Source organism: Paenibacillus catalpae (assembly GCF_900112695.1).
Taxonomy (GTDB): Bacteria; Bacillota; Bacilli; order Paenibacillales; family Paenibacillaceae; genus Pristimantibacillus; species Pristimantibacillus catalpae.
The window spans coordinates 878,532-898,056 of record NZ_FOMT01000003.1 but is presented as its reverse complement, the minus strand read 5'-3'; the positions used below and the strand labels follow the sequence as shown (position 1 = coordinate 898,056).

Below are 19,525 nucleotides of genomic sequence, written 5' to 3'. Positions count from 1 at the left end.
TTACGGCTTCCCCAAAAAATTGATATGGAATGGAGGCAATGTATCTCGTGGAGGAGCGCAGCGCTTGCCTTTGTCATATACTTTACTACTTTTATAAATTGTTCATGTAAAGTACTGGCAACCCCACCGAATGTGTGACAGAATAATAAACTGTTTCACATTCGGTTGGACAGCAAGGAGATACATTCCGTTATTCCCTAATGAAATTAGTAATTTACCGACTCCGAATGATCGCCACTATCAGCCATACAAACAGAATCGATGCAATCCCAAATCCGATCTCTATCGCCGGTATATTCCACAGCACCGTACTCTGATGCCCCATCGACGAGCCAATAATGAGGCCAACCATAATGATACTGAACGACAGCAGCACAATGCTGAGGCTTAGCCGGTTGCTGATCTGATCCATTTTTTTCAATACCGCATTTAACTCGGGGATCGCCAGATCCAGACCCAGCCTGCCCTTGCGCATCGTATTCAGTACACTCCGCAGACTGAGGGGAACATCCGATAACAGCTCCAGATAGTCCGGAATATCATCCACCCATTTGCGTGCGAGCCTTCGCGGATCCAGCTTCTCAATTACCAGCTTGCGGCCAAACGGCTCGGCAACATCAAATACGCTAAACGCTGGATCAAGCGCCGTCACCACGCCTTCCATCGTAAGGAACGTTTTCCCGAGCAGCGTCAGCTCAGACGGAATACGTATCCCATGGCGGAAAGCTAGCGCAAACAGCTCGTTCACGGATTCGCCTATCTTCACCTGGCTTAGCGGGACCTTGTAATATTTCTCCCTCATCTGATCCACATCTGCCCGGAGTGCCTTCCTGTCAGTATCATCGGGGATAAAGCCCATTCCGTTAATCGCCCGGATAATCGTGCTTGTGCTTTGGTTACGCAGACCAATAACAAAGGTAGCAAAATGCTTTTTCATATCCGGGGATAGCCGCCCGACCATACCAAAATCAAGAAAGGCCAGGTTTCCGTCAGGCAGAGCCAGCACATTGCCCGGATGCGGATCCCCATGGAAGAAGCCGTCCACCAGCACCTGGTGAAAAATCGCCTTGGCATACCGTTCGGCAAGTTTCTTGTGATCATAGCCATCTTGGTCGAGGCGCTCGCGGTCAGACAGCTTAATGCCTTCCACATAATCCATCGTCAGAACCAGCTTGCTCGAATACTCCCAATAAACCGCGGGAATGATTATTCCGTCAAGCTTGCCGCTCTGAGCGGCAAACCGCTCCGCATTGCGGGCTTCAAGCCCATAATCAAGCTCAGACCGGAGAGCTCTTGCAATCTCATCAATCATATCCCGAAGACGATAGCTGCGCGCCCATTCCAAACGATGCTCCGCTACCCGCGCCAGCTCCGACAAGATATCCAAATCCGTCTCAATAATTTTCTGAATATAGGGACGCTGCACTTTAACCGCCACTAAAGTGCCGTCGATCAGCTTTGCCCGGTACACCTGCCCGATCGAGGCGGAAGCCAGCGGTTCTTCACTAAATTCGGCAAATAAACGGCCAATCGGCGAACCAAGCTCATCTTCAATAATATGTACCGCTTCCGCATACGAGAAAGGCTGAACATGATCCTGCAACCGCTCCAGCTCGGCGATAATTCCGGCAGGAATGAGGTCGGGCCGGATACTTGCCATTTGGCCAAGCTTTACGAAGGTCGGACCAAGCTCCTCCAGAAACATGCGAAGCCGCTCGCCCACTCCGCGCCTTCGAATTCCTTGTCTTTCACCGCCATACAGCAGCAGCCCCGTTTCCGGCAGCCCCAAGTCCTTGGCGATAAACCCGAATCCGTTACGGACAAAAGCGACCGCAATCTCCCGATAACGCTGCAAATGCCGGAATTTTGATCTTACGCTCATACATCCGCCTCAGTTCAATCCGCAGGTGTTTCTTTATGTTCCAGCGCCGCCACCCGCTGCTCAAGCTGCTCGTACTGCTCCCTTGTTACGTATCTTTCACCGATGATCGACTGTACGCGTTCCCGGATCATCTCTTCTATTTTATTACGCGTTTCCTCGCCCTTTTGAAGCAATTCATCGACATAAGCGGATGACTCGGCTTTGGTGATCTCCCCTTTTCGCACCCATTCCTCCGCCAGCTTCTCAACCTGCTCCTTACTTGTGACCGCAAACCCAAGTCCAAACGATACGGCTCTTCCGAACAGATCCTTCATCTGCATCACGTCTCCTACAGTATGGAATATATCCAGTTTATGCAACTTGGCCGAATTACAGTCATGCACGGACATTTAAACCATCCATCATCGGTAAAATAAGGAGAAATTAACGAATAATCCTTTATTTCACTTCGCATAATAACGTCAAGAATCATCATGAACAGTCTGATGCTAACCTTTCGTGTGACGATTCTTTAAGCTTATGCTTACGATGCAAGAATCATCATGAACAGTCTGATGCTAACCTTTCGTGTGACGATTCTTTAAGCCTATGCTTACGATGCAAGAATCATCATGAACAGTCTAATCCTAACCATTCGTGTGACGATTCTTTTGAGCTTATGCTTACGATGCAAGAATCATCATGAACAGTCTAATCCTAACCATTCGTGTGACGATTCTTTAAGCTTATGCTTACGATGCAAGAATCATCATGAACAGTCTAATCCTAACCTTTCGTGTGACGATTCTTTTAAGGAGGCAAAAAACCAATGGCGAACCGCAACTCATTGTTAATCCCTGGAGCTCGCGCCGCGCTCGAACAATTAAAGTACGAGATCGCGCAGGAGCTTGGCATTACGCTTCCCGCTGACGGTTACTACGGTCATATGACTACTCGCGAGGTAGGCTCTATCGGCGGATCGATTACAAAACGGCTTGTTCAAATTGCCGAACAGCAAATGGCCGGCCGTTTCTAGCCGAGCCATAGCTTCGAGCTGCACCAAATACTTAAACAACAAGGGCTGACCCTGCAGCATAAGCTGCTACTATGGGCTTGGCCCTATTTTTTGTGAATTCCTTTGTGCGTGAACTTCCCTTTAGAGCTAAAAATCGGTAAAATGAGAAATGGCTTGTTTTATTGCGATAGAACCTGATACTTATGATTTTAATGAAGAAAGGATTTTACCATATGATCATTAAACCGAAATCTCGCGGCTTTATTTGCACAACCGCCCATCCGGCGGGATGCGCAGAGCAAGTAGCGCGCCAAGTGGAATATGTACAATCTCAGCCAAAACTCGAAGGCCCCCGCAACGTGCTTGTTATTGGCGCGTCTACCGGCTATGGACTGGCATCGCGTATCGTGGCATCGTTTGGTGCAGGCGCCAACACGGTTGGCGTATTCACCAGCAAAGGAGCCGAAGGCTCCCGTACGGCAAAACCAGGCTGGTACAATTCCGCTGCTTTCGAGAAAGCAGCTGCAGAAGCCGGCTTGAAATCGTTCAGCCTCTCCGGCGATGCTTTCTCCGACGAGACGAAAGCAAGAACAATCGATCTGATTCGGACAGAACTCGGCTCGGTTGATCTGGTTGTGTACAGCGTAGCTGCACCGCGCCGCGTTCATCCGAAGACTGGCGAAGTGTTTAACTCGGTTATTAAGCCGATTGGCCAAACGTATACGAACAAAACGGTTAACTTCCACAACGGCGTTGTTACAGAAGCTACGATCGAACCGGCTACGGAAGAAGAAATCAGCCAGACGATTACCGTTATGGGCGGCGAAGACTGGCAAATGTGGATCGACGAGTTGCAGGCCGCAGGCGTATTGGCTGAGGGCGCAACAACCCTTGCTTACTCGTATGTTGGTCCGGAGATCACGCATGCTGTTTACCGCGATGGCACAATTGGCCGCGCGAAAAACGACCTGGAAGCTACGGCTCACCGCCTGACCGAGCAGCTGTCACCTACTGGCGGACGCGCTTATGTAGCGGTTGCCAAAGCTTTGGTTACGCAGTCGAGTTCTGCGATTCCGGTTGTTCCATTGTACATCTCGGCCCTCTTCAAGGTAATGAAGGAAAAAGGCATTCATGAAGGCTGTATCGAGCAAATGTACCGTATGTTCGCAACCCGCCTGTATGTCGACGGTCCAACGCCAGTTGACGAAAAAGGCCTCATCCGCATGGATGACTGGGAAATGCGCGCGGACGTGCAAGCTGAAGTAGACAAGCTGTGGGGCGAGATTACGACGGAGAACGTATATGAGCTGTCTGATCTCGAAGGCTACCGCCGCGAATTCTTCCAACTGTTCGGCTTCGAAACCGACGGTATCGATTATGAAGCAGACACAAGCCCGGAAGTCGAAATTCCAAACCTCCGCTAAGCGGTATAAAATGAAAAGCCTGAGCAGGCTCGCCTACTCAGGCTTTCTTGTGTTTCTCCGCATCAGCGAGGATGAAAAATTCGGCCATTTGGCGAATACTTCGCGACTCCCCGCCTCTTAACGAAGGTCGCGCATCGTTAAGACCGATCAACATGCTCTTTTCATGCTGCTTAACGATGCCGTACATCTTTAATCACACGGTGACCTCCGCTTACTCCTAATTGCCGCTCAACCCGAGCTTGGCAATCAGCTCGTAGGATTTCAGCCGCTCCTCATGATCATAGATCGCACAGTTAATGATCACTTCATCTGCTTGTGTCTGCTCAATGAATGCATTGAGCTTTGTTTCTACCGTCTGCGGACTTCCTTTCATTGCCGTACGCAGCTGATTGCGTACAGCCGTCAGCTCATACGGATTCGCGAACCCTTCCAGATCAGCCGGGGGCTGAATTTTTCTTGGTACGCCGCCGCGAATCAGATTCAGGAATTGCTGTTCCAGCGTTGTACCGAGCCACTCGGCATGCTCATCCGTATCGGCAGCGATGGCATTCACACCAACCATCGCATAAGGCTTATCCAGATAAGCCGAAGGTTTGAAGCTGCTGCGGTAAATATCGAGTGCCGGCAGCGTAAAGTCCGGCGAGAAATGGCTGGCGAAGCCAAACGGCAAGCCCAGCTGCCCTGCCAGCCGTGCACTGAAATCGCTGGAGCCAAGCAGCCAGATCGGCACATCCAAGCCCTCACCCGGCACCGCTCGTACCGCCTGCTCCGATTCCGGTCCGCGGAAATAGCCGCGAAGCTCCTCCAGCATCGCGGGGAAATCTTCCCCGCCATACAAGTCACGGCGCAGCGCCATCATCGTCTGACGATCGCTGCCCGGTGCGCGGCCAAGACCAAGATCAATCCGTCCGGGATAAAGTGACTCCAAAGTGCCGAACTGCTCCGCAATAACAAGCGGCGCGTGGTTAGGCAGCATGATTCCGCCTGAGCCTACCCGAATCGTCGAAGTGCCTCCGGCGATATGTCCGATAACAAGCGAGGTGGCCGAGCTCGCAATACCCGGCATACTATGATGCTCGGCTACCCAATATCGGGTATAGCCCCATTTCTCGGCATGCCGGGCAAGATCCAGACTGTTGCGCAGGGCATCCGAAGCAGTCGAGCCTTCAACAATTGGCGCGAGATCTAATATAGACAGCTTGACGTTGCCAAGCTTTTTCGTTGTGGTCATGTTTAACTCTCCTTTTCACAATGACATCTTGTCCATTATAACGAAGTTCTATTTCATCTGCTATACATTAGTAAGTGACTACTGGAAAACAATTAATCTTCTTCCTTCCACTCCATACGAAAACCCGTGAAATTCCGCCAATGTCTGTCTCAATCCGCTTTACGAACCCCAAAACTCGAGCTATAATAGAGTCATAACGATTTTTGAAATAGAGTTTCACAGAATGAAACAACAAAATCGTCAACACCATTCAAGGAGGAATACCCGAACATGGCAAATCAAGACCACTATTCCGTACGGTCCAGCCTGGAAGTCGGCGGCAAGTCGTATGCTTACTACAGCCTGCAAGGACTTGAAAACCAAGGACTAGGCGACATTTCCAAACTTCCATTTTCGATCAAAGTATTGCTCGAAGGCGCTGTTCGTCAATTTGACGGCCGTGCTATTACAAAAGAGCATGTAAAACAACTCGCTGACTGGGCGGCTAACCGCGATGACAAAGAAATTCCTTTCATCCCTTCCCGTATCGTTCTGCAGGACTTGACCGGTGTACCGGTAGTCGTTGACCTTGCAGCTATGCGCGAAACGGTTAAAAAAGCCGGCGGCGACCCTAAAAAAATCAACCCGCTTGTACCCGTCGATCTCGTAATCGACCACTCGGTAATGGTTGACGCATTCGGTTCCCCGGACGCGCTTGAAATCAACCAACGCATCGAGTTCGAACGGAACGCAGAGCGCTACCGCTTCTTCCGTTGGGCACAAACGGCATTCGATAATTTCCGTGCTGTACCGCCGGATACAGGTATCGTTCACCAAGTTAACCTCGAGTATCTGGCATCCGTTGCTGCTACAAAAACGGTTGACGGCGAAACTTTCGTATTCCCTGATTCCCTTGTAGGTACGGACTCCCATACGACTATGATCAACGGTCTTGGTATCGTTGGCTGGGGCGTTGGCGGTATCGAAGCGGAAGCAGGCATGCTGGGCCAACCGCTGTACTTCGTAACACCTGAAGTTATCGGCTTCAAATTGACTGGCAGCCTGGCAGAAGGCGCTACGGCGACTGACCTTGCCCTGACTATCACTCAAATGCTTCGTAAAAAAGGCGTTGTCGGCAAATTCGTTGAGTTCTTCGGATCCGGCTTGTCCAACATCAGCCTTCCTGACCGTGCAACAGTTGCCAACATGGCTCCTGAGTACGGCGCAACAATCGGTTTCTTCCCGGTTGACGCAACTACACTCGACTTCCTGCGCGCTACTGGCCGCACGGAAGAGCAAATCGAACTGGTTGAAGCTTACTACAAAGCTCAAAACATGTTCCGTACGGACGCTACGCCGGACCCTGTCTTCACTGAAGTTGTTGAACTCGACCTGTCGACGGTTGTTCCATCCCTTGCTGGTCCTAAACGTCCGCAAGACCGTATCGAGCTGACTTCGATGAAAGAAGCTTGGAACGAAATCGTCCGCAAGCCAGTCGACAAAGGCGGCTATGGCCTGTCTGACGAGAAAACAGAAGAAGTCGTTACGATTAACCACGCTAACGGCAAAGTGAGCCAAATGAAAGCCGGCGCAGTCGTTCTCGCCGCTATCACTAGCTGCACGAACACTTCTAACCCTAGCGTAATGGTTGGCGCAGGTCTTGTAGCGAAGAAAGCTGTCGCTCGCGGTCTCGTGAAACCGGAATACGTGAAGAGCTCGCTGACTCCAGGTTCCCTGGTTGTTACGGATTACCTCGTAAAAGCCGGTCTGCTTGAATCGCTTGAAGCTCTGGGCTTCCACGTTGCAGGTTACGGCTGTGCTACATGTATCGGTAACTCCGGTCCATTGCCAGAAGACGTTAGCCAAGCAATCGCTGACAACGACATGACTGTTGCTGCCGTACTGTCCGGTAACCGTAACTTTGAAGGCCGTATTCACGCGCAAATCAAAGCGAACTACCTGGCATCGCCGCCACTGGTTGTTGCTTACGCACTTGCTGGTACAGTTAACATCGACTTTGCAAGCGAGCCAATCGGCTTCGATCCGCAAGGGGAGCCTGTCTTCCTGAAAGACATCTGGCCAACAAACCAAGAAATCGCTGACGCGATGAGCACTTCGCTGTCTCCGGAAATGTTCCGCGCGAAATACGAAAACGTATATACGCAAAACGAACGTTGGAACGCAATTCCAGTACCGGAAGGCGAGCTTTACGAGTGGGATCCGAAATCCACTTACATCGCTAACCCGCCGTTCTTCGACAGCCTTGCTGACGGCATCCGTGACGTTGAAGACATTAAAGCAGCGAAAACTCTGCTTGCTCTCGGCGACTCGGTTACAACTGACCATATCTCCCCTGCAGGCAGCATCCGTCCAGATGCTCCAGGCGGTAAATACCTGATCGCTAACGGCGTTGAGAAGAAAGACTTCAACTCCTACGGTTCCCGCCGCGGTCATCACGAAGTTATGGTTCGCGGTACATTCGCGAATATCCGTATCCGTAACCACATGGCTCCAGGCACAGAAGGCGGCTTCTCGACTTACCAGCCTACCGGCGAAGTGACTTCCGTATACGAAGCTTCGATGAAATACCAAGCGGACAAAACAAACCTGGTTGTACTCGGCGGCAAAGAGTACGGTACAGGCAGCTCCCGTGACTGGGCTGCTAAAGGTACGTTCCTCCTGGGCGTTAAAGCCGTAATTACAGAGAGCTTCGAACGTATTCACCGTTCCAACCTGGTTGGCATGGGCGTTCTTCCGCTTCAATTCCAAGCTGGCGAAGGCTGGCAAGCGCTTGGTCTGACTGGCTTCGAAACCTTCGATATCGTAGGTCTGTCGAACGAAGTTCAGCCTGGCGACAAAGTATCCGTAATCGCAACTCGCGCAGACGGTTCGCAGCTGGAATTCAAAGTTATCGTACGTCTCGACTCCCTTGTGGACGTTGACTACTACCGTAACGGCGGTATCCTGCAAACAGTTCTGCGTCAAATGATTAAGAACTAATTCATCCCTTCTATAGAAAAAGGTGAGCCCTCAGCGGCTCACCTTTTTTGTTATCCTGCTATTTTTTTCTTGTCAGACTGATCATGAGGCACTGCAACGATAACGGAGTTTTCCGTCACATTACCGGCTTTGTCGACTGCTGTGTACGTGATCGTGTAAGTGCGTCCATCTCCTTCCCCCGAATGCTCCGCCCGCAGGTTGAACAACAGATCAAGGGTGCCGAAATCGGCGCCCTGAATATCCGCGTTTGCTCCTTCGGCAAGTGGTTCATTACTTGTAATCGAGGTCAATACAATGGAAGCAATGCCCGACGTATGATCAGTACCCTCTACTCCTGCATTCACATTAACCAGCTTATGATTCGCTGGCCACAGCTCCGTTTTATCAAGTGTCACGCTCAAAACAGGGGCTGTCTTATCCATTTGAATGGTAACCGTATGTGCAGCCTCTACGTTGCCTTCGTGATCCTCGCTCCAATAAACAAGGGTATGAACGCCATCCTCGGTAACCTGAATCGACGTTCCCTTCTGTTTCGCGCCTCCATCGAGCGCATAGTAAGTGGCTGCAACGCCGGATACCGCATCGTTAGCCGTTAATTGAACCGTTACATCATGGTTCATCCATCCACTAGGAGCATTATCCGTTGTTGCCGGCGCCGTTGTATCTACTACATAAATATTTGGCGCTTCCGGCGTTTCCATTCCGTTACCCAGATAAAAGCCGGTATGCGGCGGCTGATTGTAGCCCGTGTTTTGCCAAGCGATGCCCAATCGGTATATAGGATCATGCATCAGGGTGCGAAGCTTTTGATCGGTTACATCCGTCGTTGAATAGATGCGAAGCGAGCTGCTGTCCTCCGTTCGTACAACTACTTCTTCTCTCCAATCGCCGATAAGGTCGGCTTGCAGAGACGGATTTCCTTTCGTTCCATTATTGGAGGACGTTCCATTAAACGTTTCAAGCCGAACGAGCTGATTGCTCTCATAATCCCACTTGTCAATTTTCGGAACGCCGTTGCCTGTTGCCCCATTCCAATCATGATCCAGCAGCTCGCGGCTCAAATCGCCGTCCCACCAAATCGCAAAGTTGGACGTTGGTATGAGAGTCGAAATTTTCTCCCCTTCGCTATTAAACATAAACCCGTTCAAGTTGCTTTCCGTTGCTCCCGACTTCGTCGCGTCAATTGCCCAGGACTCCTCGCCTTCGTATCTTGGATCCACGTCAGCCGACAAGCCCCTGCCGGTATCGGCACCTACCTGAGGCTGTCCGTATAAAGGCTTCCCTGTCCGCGCATCGATCATGGTGGCGGAATATGGGGCGCCGGTCTCTTCGTGCATCGTCCACAGCTCAAGCCCGAGATGAGAAGGATTCAAATCACCCAGATGCATCGCATCGCCATGACCCAAATTCGTACTCCAAAGTAAAGTCCCGTCTTCATTAATTGCCGAATTACCAGTAATCACTTCATCCTTGCCATCGTTATCCACGTCCGCGACGCTTAACTGATGATTACCTTGTCCGTACGCCTTAGCCGGGGAATCGTATTTCCACAGCTTGCTTAGTTCCCCGTCTCTCCAGTTGTACGCAACTAATACCATTCGGGTATAGTAGCCCCGCTGCAAAATAAGACTTGGACGTTGACCATCTAAATAAGCAATGGCTGCGCCAAAACGGTCAATCCGGTTGCCGTACGTATCTCCCCAGTCTCCGATATTGCCTCTTGGCGGATCATAATCTTCGGTAGCCAGCGCTTTACCTGTTGTTCCTTCAAAAATCGTGAAATACTCCGGCCCTTCGAGCACGTAACCGCCCGAATTTCGGTAATCCGCTGACGCGTCGCCAATCACGGCTCCCGTCCCGTCAATCGTTCCGTCAGCTGTGCGCGCGGCAATCTCCGCTTTGCCGTCTCCATCCAGATCATAGACCATCGGATGTAAATAATGCGCTCCGGAACGGATGTTTGGACCCATGTCGATCCTCCACAAACGCGTTCCGTCCATTTGATAAGCATCCAGATACGTATTGCCGGTAATACCGGATTGGGAGTTGTCCTTCGAATTGCTAGGATCCCATTTCAGGACAACCTCGTAATCACCGTCTCCATCCAGATCGCCTACGGATGCGTCGTTCGCACGGTACGCATAAGCTTCACCCGCACTTGTTACTCCATCGGCAGGCTTATCAAGCGGCACATTTAAATAATTGGTATTCCAAGGCCGTGCCGTCTCGGATGGCCCCTGCTCCGCACCGTTCACTACAGCCCGGACATAATATGAGGAATCGGCGGTTCCTTCTTCATCGATATAGTTCGTGCTGTTCATAACGGGAGCGGAATTGATTTTCACCCGGTCACGATACACGTTAAAGCCGAGATTATCCGGCTCTGTTCCAAGCAGGCGCCAAGAGAGGAAAACATGGCCGTCCTGCCCAATCGCAACGAGACCACGCCCTAAATCCTCCATTTGACGGGCAGGCAGCAGCTGCGGCTTTGCAGCAATGGTTACGGGAGCGGATTCCGAAGGCTCTTCGCCTTCATACTCATAAACACCCTTGACGTAAAACGTATATTCAGTGCCATTATTGAGACCGTCCACAGCAGCCATGTAAGTTCCTTTTGGCGCTGCCGCGGCAAGCGTTTCCGAACCGTCTTCAGTTACGGTATAAATATTAACCCCTTGGTAGGCAGGATCAATCGGCGCCTTCCAGCCGATCAGCACCTTGCCGTCACGCCCTTCCGCGGCCAGATCCGTAACTATCGGAGCCTTGTCCAGTTTATTAACGTTAATCGCGTACGTACGGGCCACATCCGGATAGGCGTTGGAAGCAACCTTTACAGCAACGGATGACGAGGAGCCGCTTATCGGGACCGTAACGGAGGAACCGCTTTCAACCGTTGAATCGCCGACCTTCAGACTGACGCCATCTGCATTGCTCGCCGTTGGCGTAACCGTCAGGTTATCCGAGGAATAGGGCAGCTCAATATTGTAGTTGTTAATTGTTGGATCAAAGGAGAAGGAAGGAATAAAGTCTCCAGCGCTAAGCCTGATATTCTGAAGAGCGAGATCAAGCGCCGTTACTTTGACATTAGCCAGATTGTAACGGCCTCCGCCGGCGTTGGTGAAGAAGCCGAAGCTGCTGATCCGTTCTCTGGCACTGTAGAAGCTTTCATTCGAGGTGACTGTATCGCCTGTAGTCAAATCAAGAATAGTTAAAGCATACTTTTTCTGAGGGATATTATAGATCATCGTAAAACGATACCAGTGTGTCGTGTCGTAAGTGACGAGGGTTGGGCCGTTATGCAATTTAAACGCTCCGCCATCCATCACCATACGCGTGACGGCTGCGTTTGTGGCATTAACCTTCCCTTCCATCACCCAGAAGGTACCGCCTTTGCTGGTTGGCATATTGAGGTCAAACTGCAGGATCATGCCCCCGGTCTGAGGCGCAAACCGTTGTCCGAAATAAGAGGAGCCGGTCAAATCATGGCTGATCGCGGCATAATTCTGATTAGCAGTTGAATCATTAACGACCTCGACTACCGGAGCAGTCCCTTCCTTCGTCCAATTGTTACCGCTTCCAATTGTGAGCGGACCTAAAGGATAGGTAGAGAAATCCTCATTAACCACAGCTGAGTCAGCTGCAAATGCTGGAGTCGTGTTGATGTTCAAGGGGAGTAATAAAGTAAAGACCATTAAAGCGATTAACAACTTAACATAAGCCGGTTTATTACGTAGAAGATGCATCCCTATTAGCCTCCATTCATAGTAACTTAAGTGTCATTGGTAAAGACGGATCCCGGTCAAGCTCCTCCTTTCTTATCCGATGTCTGCTGTCTGTTACATGAACTTCACTCTGCGCTTTCTTCTCGTCGAATATTTGGACCAGCCCTATCATATGGGATTCTTTTGGAAATCTCTACTCAATTTTCCGGTCTAAACCTTTAAAAATCAGTGCTTTTTTGATAATGACTGTACGGATAGTTCAGGAACGACAAAAAAAGGGTTGTCCCATATCTTCTCTGGGACAACCCTTTATTCCTTACTCATGTGCCGCTGTTGGATGCTTCTTCTTCCATTCATTCGTCCACAAGCCTGCGCCAAGCACGGCTGCGACTGCAATGGCGATTACAAGCCATTTGACAGCCTGATTAGCTTCGAACCACTCCTGCCAGACCGGTTCATGAGTAACCATCTTGGCAGCCGTATACGCCAGCACGGCTGAGCCGGCATAGATGATCCAAGGGAACTTGGTCAACAGCTTGATAAACAAGGTGCTTCCCCATACAACGATTGGGATACTGATGATCAGACCAATCACGACGAGCAGCGTATGACCATGCGCGGCTCCCGCAACTGCAATGACGTTATCCAACCCCATCGCTGCATCCGCAACAACAATGGTCCATACGGAACCCCATAGCGTATTACCCGCTTTGACATTTCCATGGTCCTCTTCCTGCACAAGGAGCTTGTACGCGATCCAGAGAAGCATAAGCCCTCCTGCCACAAGCAGCCATGGAATTTCGAGCAGATAGACAACAAGCACAGTTGCCACAATCCGGAGCACAACGGCTCCGACCGTTCCGTACAGGATGGCTTTCTTTTGCGTATCCTTCGGAAGCCGCTTTGCTGCCATCCCGATCACAATTGCGTTATCGCCAGCCAAAATCAGATCAATAAATACAATGGACAACAAAGTTGTTAGAAATTCAAAAGGCGTCAAGTCCAATTCCCCTTCTTTCTTGCATGATAAACCATAATATCCATCATTATAGTTTATTTTTCGCGAGGGATGTAGTATTTGTTGTTAAAATTAATCATGAAGAGCGGTATGGCGTTTGTACAAATCTTCAAGTACCATGCAAGCCATCGCTTCAACAACCGGTACTACTCGAGGGCAGATACATGGATCATGACGGCCAATCGTTTGAATCGTATGCTCAACGCCGTCTTCATCAACGGTTTGTTGAGGAAGCGAAATTGACGAGGTTGGCTTCACCGCGATACGGAAAACAATATCTTGCCCCGTGCTGATACCGCCCACGATACCGCCGGCATTGTTAGTCATGAAGCCATTAGCGTCCATACCGTCGTTATGCTCGCTGCCCAGCATCGTTGTTGCCGCAAAGCCTGCGCCAAACTCGATGCCTTTTACCGCGCCGATCGACAGCATTGCTTTCGCGAGCTCCGCATCCAACTTATCGAATGCCGGCTCACCGATACCCGGCTTCACGCCGCGGATAATGCATTCCACTACGCCGCCGCAGCTATTGCCCGCTGCAGCCAGCTCTTCTACGCGGTTTACCATTCTCTCCGCTGCATTCAGATCGGCCGCACGCATCGGATTTTTCTCAATAACGGTTTCGTCAAACGTCTCGCATTTAACACCGCCCGCTTCTTTTGTGTAAGCCACGATCGACACCCCGCGGCGTTCCAGCAGCTTGCGCGCGATAGCGCCCGCCGCTACACGGCCCGCTGTCTCGCGACCCGAAGCGCGTCCGCTGCCGCGGTGGTCGCGGTGTCCGTATTTTTGCACGTATGTGAAATCCGCATGGCCCGGACGGAACAAACGGCGGTTCGACTCATAATCTTTCGATTTCATATCTGTATTATTCAGCATTACGGCAAGCGGCGCGCCTGTTGTTTTCCCTTCGAATACACCAGACAGAATGCGGATAATGTCATATTCCTTACGCGGCGTCGTAACGGAGGATTGACCCGGCTTGCGGCGGTCCATCTGCACCTGGATATCCGCTTCCGTAAGCTCAACTCCCGGTGTAACCCCGTCAATAATAACCCCTACTGCCTCGCCATGCGATTCGCCAAACGTTGTCATTTTGAAATGAGTGCCAAAGCTGCTTCCTGACATATGAAAAACCAACCTTTCTCTTTTGACTATCTTCTATAAATTCATTATAATTTCAAATGTGCGATAAATGAAATCACAATTCAATAGCCTTGCAATAGAGAGGGTTTATGCCAAACGGACTGAATAACTTAGAAAGCTACCGGATCTTCTTATATACGGCTCGAACAGGTAATTTTACGAAGGCGGCTCAAATTCTTCACATCACCCAGCCGTCTGTTAGCTATGCCATCAAGCAGCTTGAGGATTCGCTTGGCGCCAAATTGTTTGACCGAGGCTCCAAGGGAGTAAAGCTTACCATTGCAGGCAAAGCGCTGTTTGATTATATCGAACAGTCGTTCCAGCTTATTGAACGCGGAGAACGGAAGCTGCTTGAGCTGGCCAACCTGCATGGCGGCGAGCTTCGGATAGGAGCCAGCGGACCGATTATTAAACATATTCTGCTGCCTCATATCGAGCATTTTCACGCGGAGCACCCGCAGGTACGGATCCGTCTTCAGCAAAGCAAGACCAATGAAATCTCGAAACAGCTGAAGGAAGAAAATATCGATTTAGGTTTTGTCCATTTGCCGTTTGACGACCAGGAGCTGGCGATAAAGCCGCTTATGGCGATTCAAGACTGTTTCCTTGTTGGTCAGGCCTTTAAGGAATTGGCTTCTGAACCGGTCTCCGTCCGGCAGCTGCTTGAGCTTCCTTTATTATTGCCCACGTCAGGCAGCAGTACCCGGCTCTTTGTCGAGCAGTGGCTTGCCGGTCATGGCATATATAAAGAACCGGACATTGAGCTGACGAGTACCGAGATGATCATCGAGTTCGCGCAGCGCGGTTACGGCACGGCTTTTATTACCCGCCGGTTTGCCCAGCAGGAGCTCGATGACGGAACATTATTCGAGGTTCGGTTAACGGAGTCCCTTCCTACTCGTGCCATAGGCGTAGTCACCCGGAAAGACGCGACTTTACCGGCCAGTTCGTCTATTTTCCTGAAAGAGGTAACGAACCAATGAGAAGACCAGAATATAGGGATGAATTGTCAACAGAATGCCTTCGAATCGCTGTTGACTAAGTGATTTAAGAGTTTTAACATATAATGATAATCTTAATAAAATGGAGCGTTAGAAATGAGCGAAAACAAACCTTATCGTATCCTTTTGTACTATAAATATGTCCATATCGATAACCCTGCCGAGCTTACCGCAGAGCATCTTCAATTCTGTAAGGATCTTGGCGTAAAAGGCCGCATTATAATCTCCGAGCAGGGCATTAACGGCACTTGCTCCGGTACGATTGAACAGACCGATGCTTATATGGCGCATATGCGCGAGAATCCGCTGTTTGCCGATATGGTCTACAAAATTGACGAATCCGAAGGCCATGTATTCAAGAAAATATTCGTCCGTCATAAGAAAGAGCTCGTTACTCTTCGTTACGACAAGAAGCTGGATCCTAATGTGCGCACGGGCAAGCATTTGTCACCGAAGGAATTTCATGAGCAACTGCAGCGCGATGACGTTATTATTATCGACGGCCGAAACGATTATGAATATGATATCGGCCATTTCCGCGGCGCGATCCGCCCAACGGTCGAATCTTTCCGCGAGTTTCCGGAATGGATCCGCAAGAACCTGCCGGAAGATGCGAAGGGCAAGCCTGTCCTGACCTACTGCACAGGCGGCATCCGCTGTGAGACATTAACGGCCGTACTTCTTGAAGAGGGCTTCTCGGATGTTGCCCAGCTTGACGGCGGCATCGTCACTTACGGCAAAGACGAAGAAGTAAAAGGTCATCTATGGGACGGCAAATGTTATGTATTTGATGAGCGTATTTCCGTGCCGATCAACCGGACCGATGAAGATATTATCGTCGGCAAGTGTTATCACTGCGGCAAGGCGGAAGACCGCTACATCAACTGCGCGGACGATCTTTGCCACCGCAAGCATATTTGCTGCCCTGAATGTGAAGCTGAACATGAGAGCTACTGCTCGCCAGAGTGCAAGGTGAACGACGAGCCGAAACGACAATTAAAAGTTTTGTCGGGCCGGTGATCAGCGATGGGACTAGGGTTAGTTGTTGTTGAGGTGTGCACCCGCAACGAAATGGCACTTCTGCCTCTCGAGGAGCTGGAAGAGAAATTCCCTGAAGCGGCCGTTATGCGCACGGATTGTTTGAATATGTGCAATTTGTGCCGGGCAAGACCATATGCCATGGTAAATGAGACACGCATCTATGCAAGCACCAAGGAAGAATGCCTCAAGCAGGTAGAAGAAGCTGTGCAAGAGGAAATCAAACAGTTTTTTGGAGAGTAAGCCAATGACCGAAAATAAACCTTACCGCATTCTGCTCTATTATAAATATGTGCATGTGGAGAACCCTGAGCAAGTAACGGCCGAGCATCTTCGATTCTGTAAGCAGCTTGGCGTTAAGGGCCGCATTCTCATTTCCGACCAAGGCATTAACGGTACATGCTCCGGAACAGTGGAACAGACCGATGCTTATAGGGCGTATATGAATGAGCATCCGCTCTTCAAGGATATCATCTACAAGATCGATGACGCTGACGGGCATGTGTTCAAGAAGCTGTTCGTCCGCCATAAGAACGAGCTTGTTACCCTGCGCTATAACAAAAAGATGGATCCAAATGTACGGACCGGCAAACGGCTGTCTCCAAAGGAATTTCACGAGCAGCTGCAGCGCGATGATGTCATTATCGTAGACGGACGTAACGATTATGAATACGATATCGGACATTTCCGCGGTGCGATTCGCCCTACGGTCGAGTCGTTCCGCGAGTTCCCGGAATGGATCCGCAAGAACCTGCCGGAAGATGCGAAGAATAAGCCGATCCTTACGTATTGTACGGGCGGTATCCGCTGTGAGACGCTGACAGCGGTGCTCCTCGAGGAAGGCTTTTCGGATGTTGCCCAGCTAGAGGGCGGTATTGTCACCTACGGCAAGGACGAAGAAGTGAAGGGCCATTTATGGGACGGCAAATGTTATGTATTTGACGACCGGATTTCGGTTCCGATTAACCGGACAGAGGAAGATGTTATTATCGGCAAATGCCATCATTGCGGCAAACCGGAAGACCGTTACGTGAACTGCGCGAATGTGACCTGCGACAAGCGCCACATCTGCTGTGAGGAATGCGAAGCGGAGCACCAGCGCCATTGTTCAGAGGAGTGCAAAGGGCACTAAATAGGAAACGCCACGGGATTTACATCTCCCTGTGGCGTTTTTTTGTTAGGTGGCAACATCCTGCTGCAAGCCGGCACTATTCTCCAGGAAGCATGCCCGCTCCACCTGATACAAATCATAAATCTCTTCCGTTTGATTGATTAACTGATACACTTCCTGGCTGAGATCATTGGCCAATCGGGCATACGGTAATTTTTCAACCGCCTTCTTCGATCGTATATTTTGTTTCCGGATTTTCAGATATACCGTTTCAATCTCATGCTCCAGGAACAGCTCCGCAAAAAAGGATTCCTTCGCCCTTTGGTTATAGCCCTGTCCGAAGTAAGGAATGCCAATCCAGGTGGCCAGGAAGCCTGTTCTATTCACAATGTTATATAACTCAATGGTGCCGATAGGATGTCCCATTTCATTAAGAATCGTTCTGGAGATGCACGTCTTCTGCTCTTCTTCAACGATTAGCTGTTTGGTCGTAAATAAGTATTGCTCATAAGATTGATATTTGTAACGAACGTAAGGATACACCGCAGGGTCAATCATCAAGTTGTACAGGGAATGACATTCATGCAGATCACGTTTTTTCAACATTGGCTCTACCACCCTAGTCCATTTAATCCGACGAAATAAGTATATAAAAGGACATGGCGTGGTTTATAAAATCTGCATGATGATTATGTAAAATTTATTTGTCCAATCCGCTTGACTTAAACCAAGGTTTAAGTCGTATGATAATTTCGTCGACAACATATTGGAGGACTCCAGATGACCTATTATTCGATTGGTGAAGCTGCGGCTAAATTAAATATTCCGGAATCAACGTTGCGTTTTTACGAAAAAAAAGGCTTACTTCCGTTAATCAAACGTGATGAAGCGGGAAGGCGATTATTCTCGGAGGATCAAATCTCACTCCTTGTAACGGTTGGCTGTTTGAAGAACACACACATGTCCATAAGTGATATCAAGAAATATATCGATTGGGTCATAGAAGGCGACAGCACGATTGAGCAGAGGCTCGAAATGCTAAACCATCACAAGCAGGCGGTATTGGCTGAAATTTCGCTCATGACAGAGTCCCTAGAAGGAATCCAGGTAAAAATTACACGTTATATCAAACACACTCAGGAGGCGTTACGATGAAACTTTCAGGAAACACGATTCTTATTACGGGCGGAAGCTCCGGAATTGGACTCGCTTTTGCAGAACGCTTTATGAAAGCCGGCAACACCGTTATTATTACGGGACGGCGCGAGAATGTCCTGCAAGATGCAGAAGAAAAAATTCCCGGCCTTATTACCCGTGTCAGTGATTTGGAAAATGAAGCCGAGCGAATCGCCTTGTTTGATTGGGTAACGGAGAACTATCCGGAAGTAAATGTGCTGGTTAACAACGCAGGCATTCAGCAGCGTTTCAGCGTGTTGCAAGCAGATGCGAAGACGGACTGGAAGTCCTTCAGTAAAGAAATCACAACGAACATTGAAGCACCTTTCCACCTCTCGATGCTGTTTGCACCCGTTTTCGCGGCAAAAGAAAATGCGGCTATCATTAACGTCTCATCCGGGCTGGCCTTTACTCCGTTCGCGATTGCACCAATCTATTCGGCTACAAAAGCGGCGCTCCACTCCTTTACGATGAGTCTTAGACTCCAGCTCTCGGAAACATCGGTTGAAGTCATTGAAGTTGCGCCTCCGGCGGTAAACACCAATCTGGGCGGAGCGGGCCTTCATGTACACGGAGAACCTCTCGAGGCCTTCGCAGACGGTATCTTCCAAGGTCTCGCAGAAGGCAAATCTGAAATCGGATACGGCACCTCCGTAGATCGTCTTCGAATGTCTCGCGATGACATCGACAAATATGCCGAGAATATGTACCAAGCAACAAAAAACATGATTGACTAACAAAACAATCCTCCATCAAAAAAGGAGCTGCCTAATAGCAAGCTCCTTTTTCTTTTATTCTTTTTT

The 19,525-nt window shown here is 49.8% G+C and carries 16 protein-coding genes; 9 read left to right on the top strand and 7 right to left on the bottom strand.

Annotated elements, in window-relative coordinates; all coding sequences use genetic code 11:
• Positions 1-214: 214 nt before the first annotated feature.
• Positions 215-1,882 carry an ABC1 kinase family protein gene (locus BM200_RS17600; RefSeq protein WP_091187784.1) on the bottom strand — a complete coding sequence of 556 codons (1,668 nt, stop codon included), beginning with the start codon at positions 1,880-1,882 and terminating at the stop codon, positions 215-217.
• Between the two features lie 14 nt (positions 1,883-1,896).
• A complete protein-coding gene (locus BM200_RS17595) occupies positions 1,897-2,196 on the bottom strand; it encodes a phasin family protein (protein ID WP_091187782.1) in 300 nt (99 codons plus the stop codon).
• Between the two features lie 494 nt (positions 2,197-2,690).
• Here BM200_RS17595 and BM200_RS17590 point away from each other — a divergent pair, with 494 nt between their 5' ends.
• Together BM200_RS17590 and fabV are read left to right on the top strand one after the other, a co-directional pair.
• Positions 2,691-2,897 carry an alpha/beta-type small acid-soluble spore protein gene (locus tag BM200_RS17590; protein ID WP_091187780.1) on the top strand — a complete coding sequence of 69 codons (207 nt, stop codon included), beginning with the start codon at positions 2,691-2,693 and terminating at the stop codon, positions 2,895-2,897.
• Positions 2,898-3,109: 212 nt separating this feature from the next.
• A complete protein-coding gene (gene fabV, locus BM200_RS17585) occupies positions 3,110-4,300 on the top strand; it encodes an enoyl-ACP reductase FabV (protein ID WP_091187778.1) in 1,191 nt (396 codons plus the stop codon).
• A gap of 217 nt (positions 4,301-4,517) precedes the next feature.
• Here fabV and BM200_RS17580 read toward each other — a convergent pair whose 3' ends face one another.
• Positions 4,518-5,531, bottom strand: a complete 1,014-nt coding sequence (locus tag BM200_RS17580) for an LLM class flavin-dependent oxidoreductase (protein WP_091187777.1) — start codon at positions 5,529-5,531, stop codon at positions 4,518-4,520.
• 270 nt (positions 5,532-5,801) lie between these two features.
• Here BM200_RS17580 and acnA point away from each other — a divergent pair, with 270 nt between their 5' ends.
• Complete coding sequence (gene acnA / locus BM200_RS17575) at positions 5,802-8,510, top strand: aconitate hydratase AcnA (RefSeq protein ID WP_091187776.1); 2,709 nt, start codon at positions 5,802-5,804, stop codon at positions 8,508-8,510.
• Positions 8,511-8,560: 50 nt separating this feature from the next.
• On the opposite strand, the gene BM200_RS30650 is transcribed toward acnA, so the two are convergent.
• The 3 genes from BM200_RS30650 to aroC all read right to left on the bottom strand — a co-directional run bounded on the left by BM200_RS30650 (position 8,561) and on the right by aroC (position 14,378).
• Positions 8,561-12,253 carry a rhamnogalacturonan lyase family protein gene (locus tag BM200_RS30650; protein WP_091187774.1) on the bottom strand — a complete coding sequence of 1,231 codons (3,693 nt, stop codon included), beginning with the start codon at positions 12,251-12,253 and terminating at the stop codon, positions 8,561-8,563.
• Between the two features lie 295 nt (positions 12,254-12,548).
• Positions 12,549-13,232 (bottom strand): TerC family protein, encoded by a 684-nt coding sequence (locus tag BM200_RS17565; RefSeq protein WP_091187772.1) that lies wholly within the window; start codon positions 13,230-13,232, stop codon positions 12,549-12,551.
• Positions 13,233-13,322: 90 nt separating this feature from the next.
• Positions 13,323-14,378: a chorismate synthase gene (gene aroC, locus BM200_RS17560; RefSeq protein ID WP_091187770.1), complete on the bottom strand. Its 1,056-nt coding sequence runs from the start codon at positions 14,376-14,378 to the stop codon at positions 13,323-13,325.
• A gap of 107 nt (positions 14,379-14,485) precedes the next feature.
• Here aroC and BM200_RS17555 point away from each other — a divergent pair, with 107 nt between their 5' ends.
• The 4 genes from BM200_RS17555 (at position 14,486) to trhO (BM200_RS17540) (ending at position 17,567) form a co-directional block, all read left to right on the top strand.
• Positions 14,486-15,379: a LysR family transcriptional regulator gene (locus BM200_RS17555; RefSeq protein ID WP_091187768.1), complete on the top strand. Its 894-nt coding sequence runs from the start codon at positions 14,486-14,488 to the stop codon at positions 15,377-15,379.
• Positions 15,380-15,493: 114 nt separating this feature from the next.
• The gene (gene trhO / locus BM200_RS17550) at positions 15,494-16,417 is read left to right on the top strand and encodes an oxygen-dependent tRNA uridine(34) hydroxylase TrhO (protein ID WP_091187766.1); all 924 of its coding nucleotides are present in this window, start codon (positions 15,494-15,496) and stop codon (positions 16,415-16,417) included.
• A 6-nt stretch (positions 16,418-16,423) separates the two neighbouring features.
• A complete protein-coding gene (locus BM200_RS17545) occupies positions 16,424-16,678 on the top strand; it encodes a DUF1450 domain-containing protein (RefSeq protein ID WP_091187764.1) in 255 nt (84 codons plus the stop codon).
• A 4-nt stretch (positions 16,679-16,682) separates the two neighbouring features.
• Positions 16,683-17,567: an oxygen-dependent tRNA uridine(34) hydroxylase TrhO gene (gene trhO, locus BM200_RS17540; protein WP_091187763.1), complete on the top strand. Its 885-nt coding sequence runs from the start codon at positions 16,683-16,685 to the stop codon at positions 17,565-17,567.
• 45 nt (positions 17,568-17,612) lie between these two features.
• Here trhO (BM200_RS17540) and BM200_RS17535 read toward each other — a convergent pair whose 3' ends face one another.
• Positions 17,613-18,152 (bottom strand): GNAT family N-acetyltransferase, encoded by a 540-nt coding sequence (locus tag BM200_RS17535; protein WP_091187761.1) that lies wholly within the window; start codon positions 18,150-18,152, stop codon positions 17,613-17,615.
• A 174-nt stretch (positions 18,153-18,326) separates the two neighbouring features.
• On the opposite strand from BM200_RS17535, the gene BM200_RS17530 reads away from it, so the two are divergent.
• Positions 18,327-18,701 (top strand): MerR family transcriptional regulator, encoded by a 375-nt coding sequence (locus BM200_RS17530; RefSeq protein WP_091187759.1) that lies wholly within the window; start codon positions 18,327-18,329, stop codon positions 18,699-18,701.
• Positions 18,698-19,459 carry an SDR family oxidoreductase gene (locus BM200_RS17525; protein WP_091187758.1) on the top strand — a complete coding sequence of 254 codons (762 nt, stop codon included), beginning with the start codon at positions 18,698-18,700 and terminating at the stop codon, positions 19,457-19,459. The genes BM200_RS17530 and BM200_RS17525 overlap by 4 nt, the downstream gene beginning before the upstream one ends.
• Positions 19,460-19,525 lie beyond the last annotated feature (66 nt).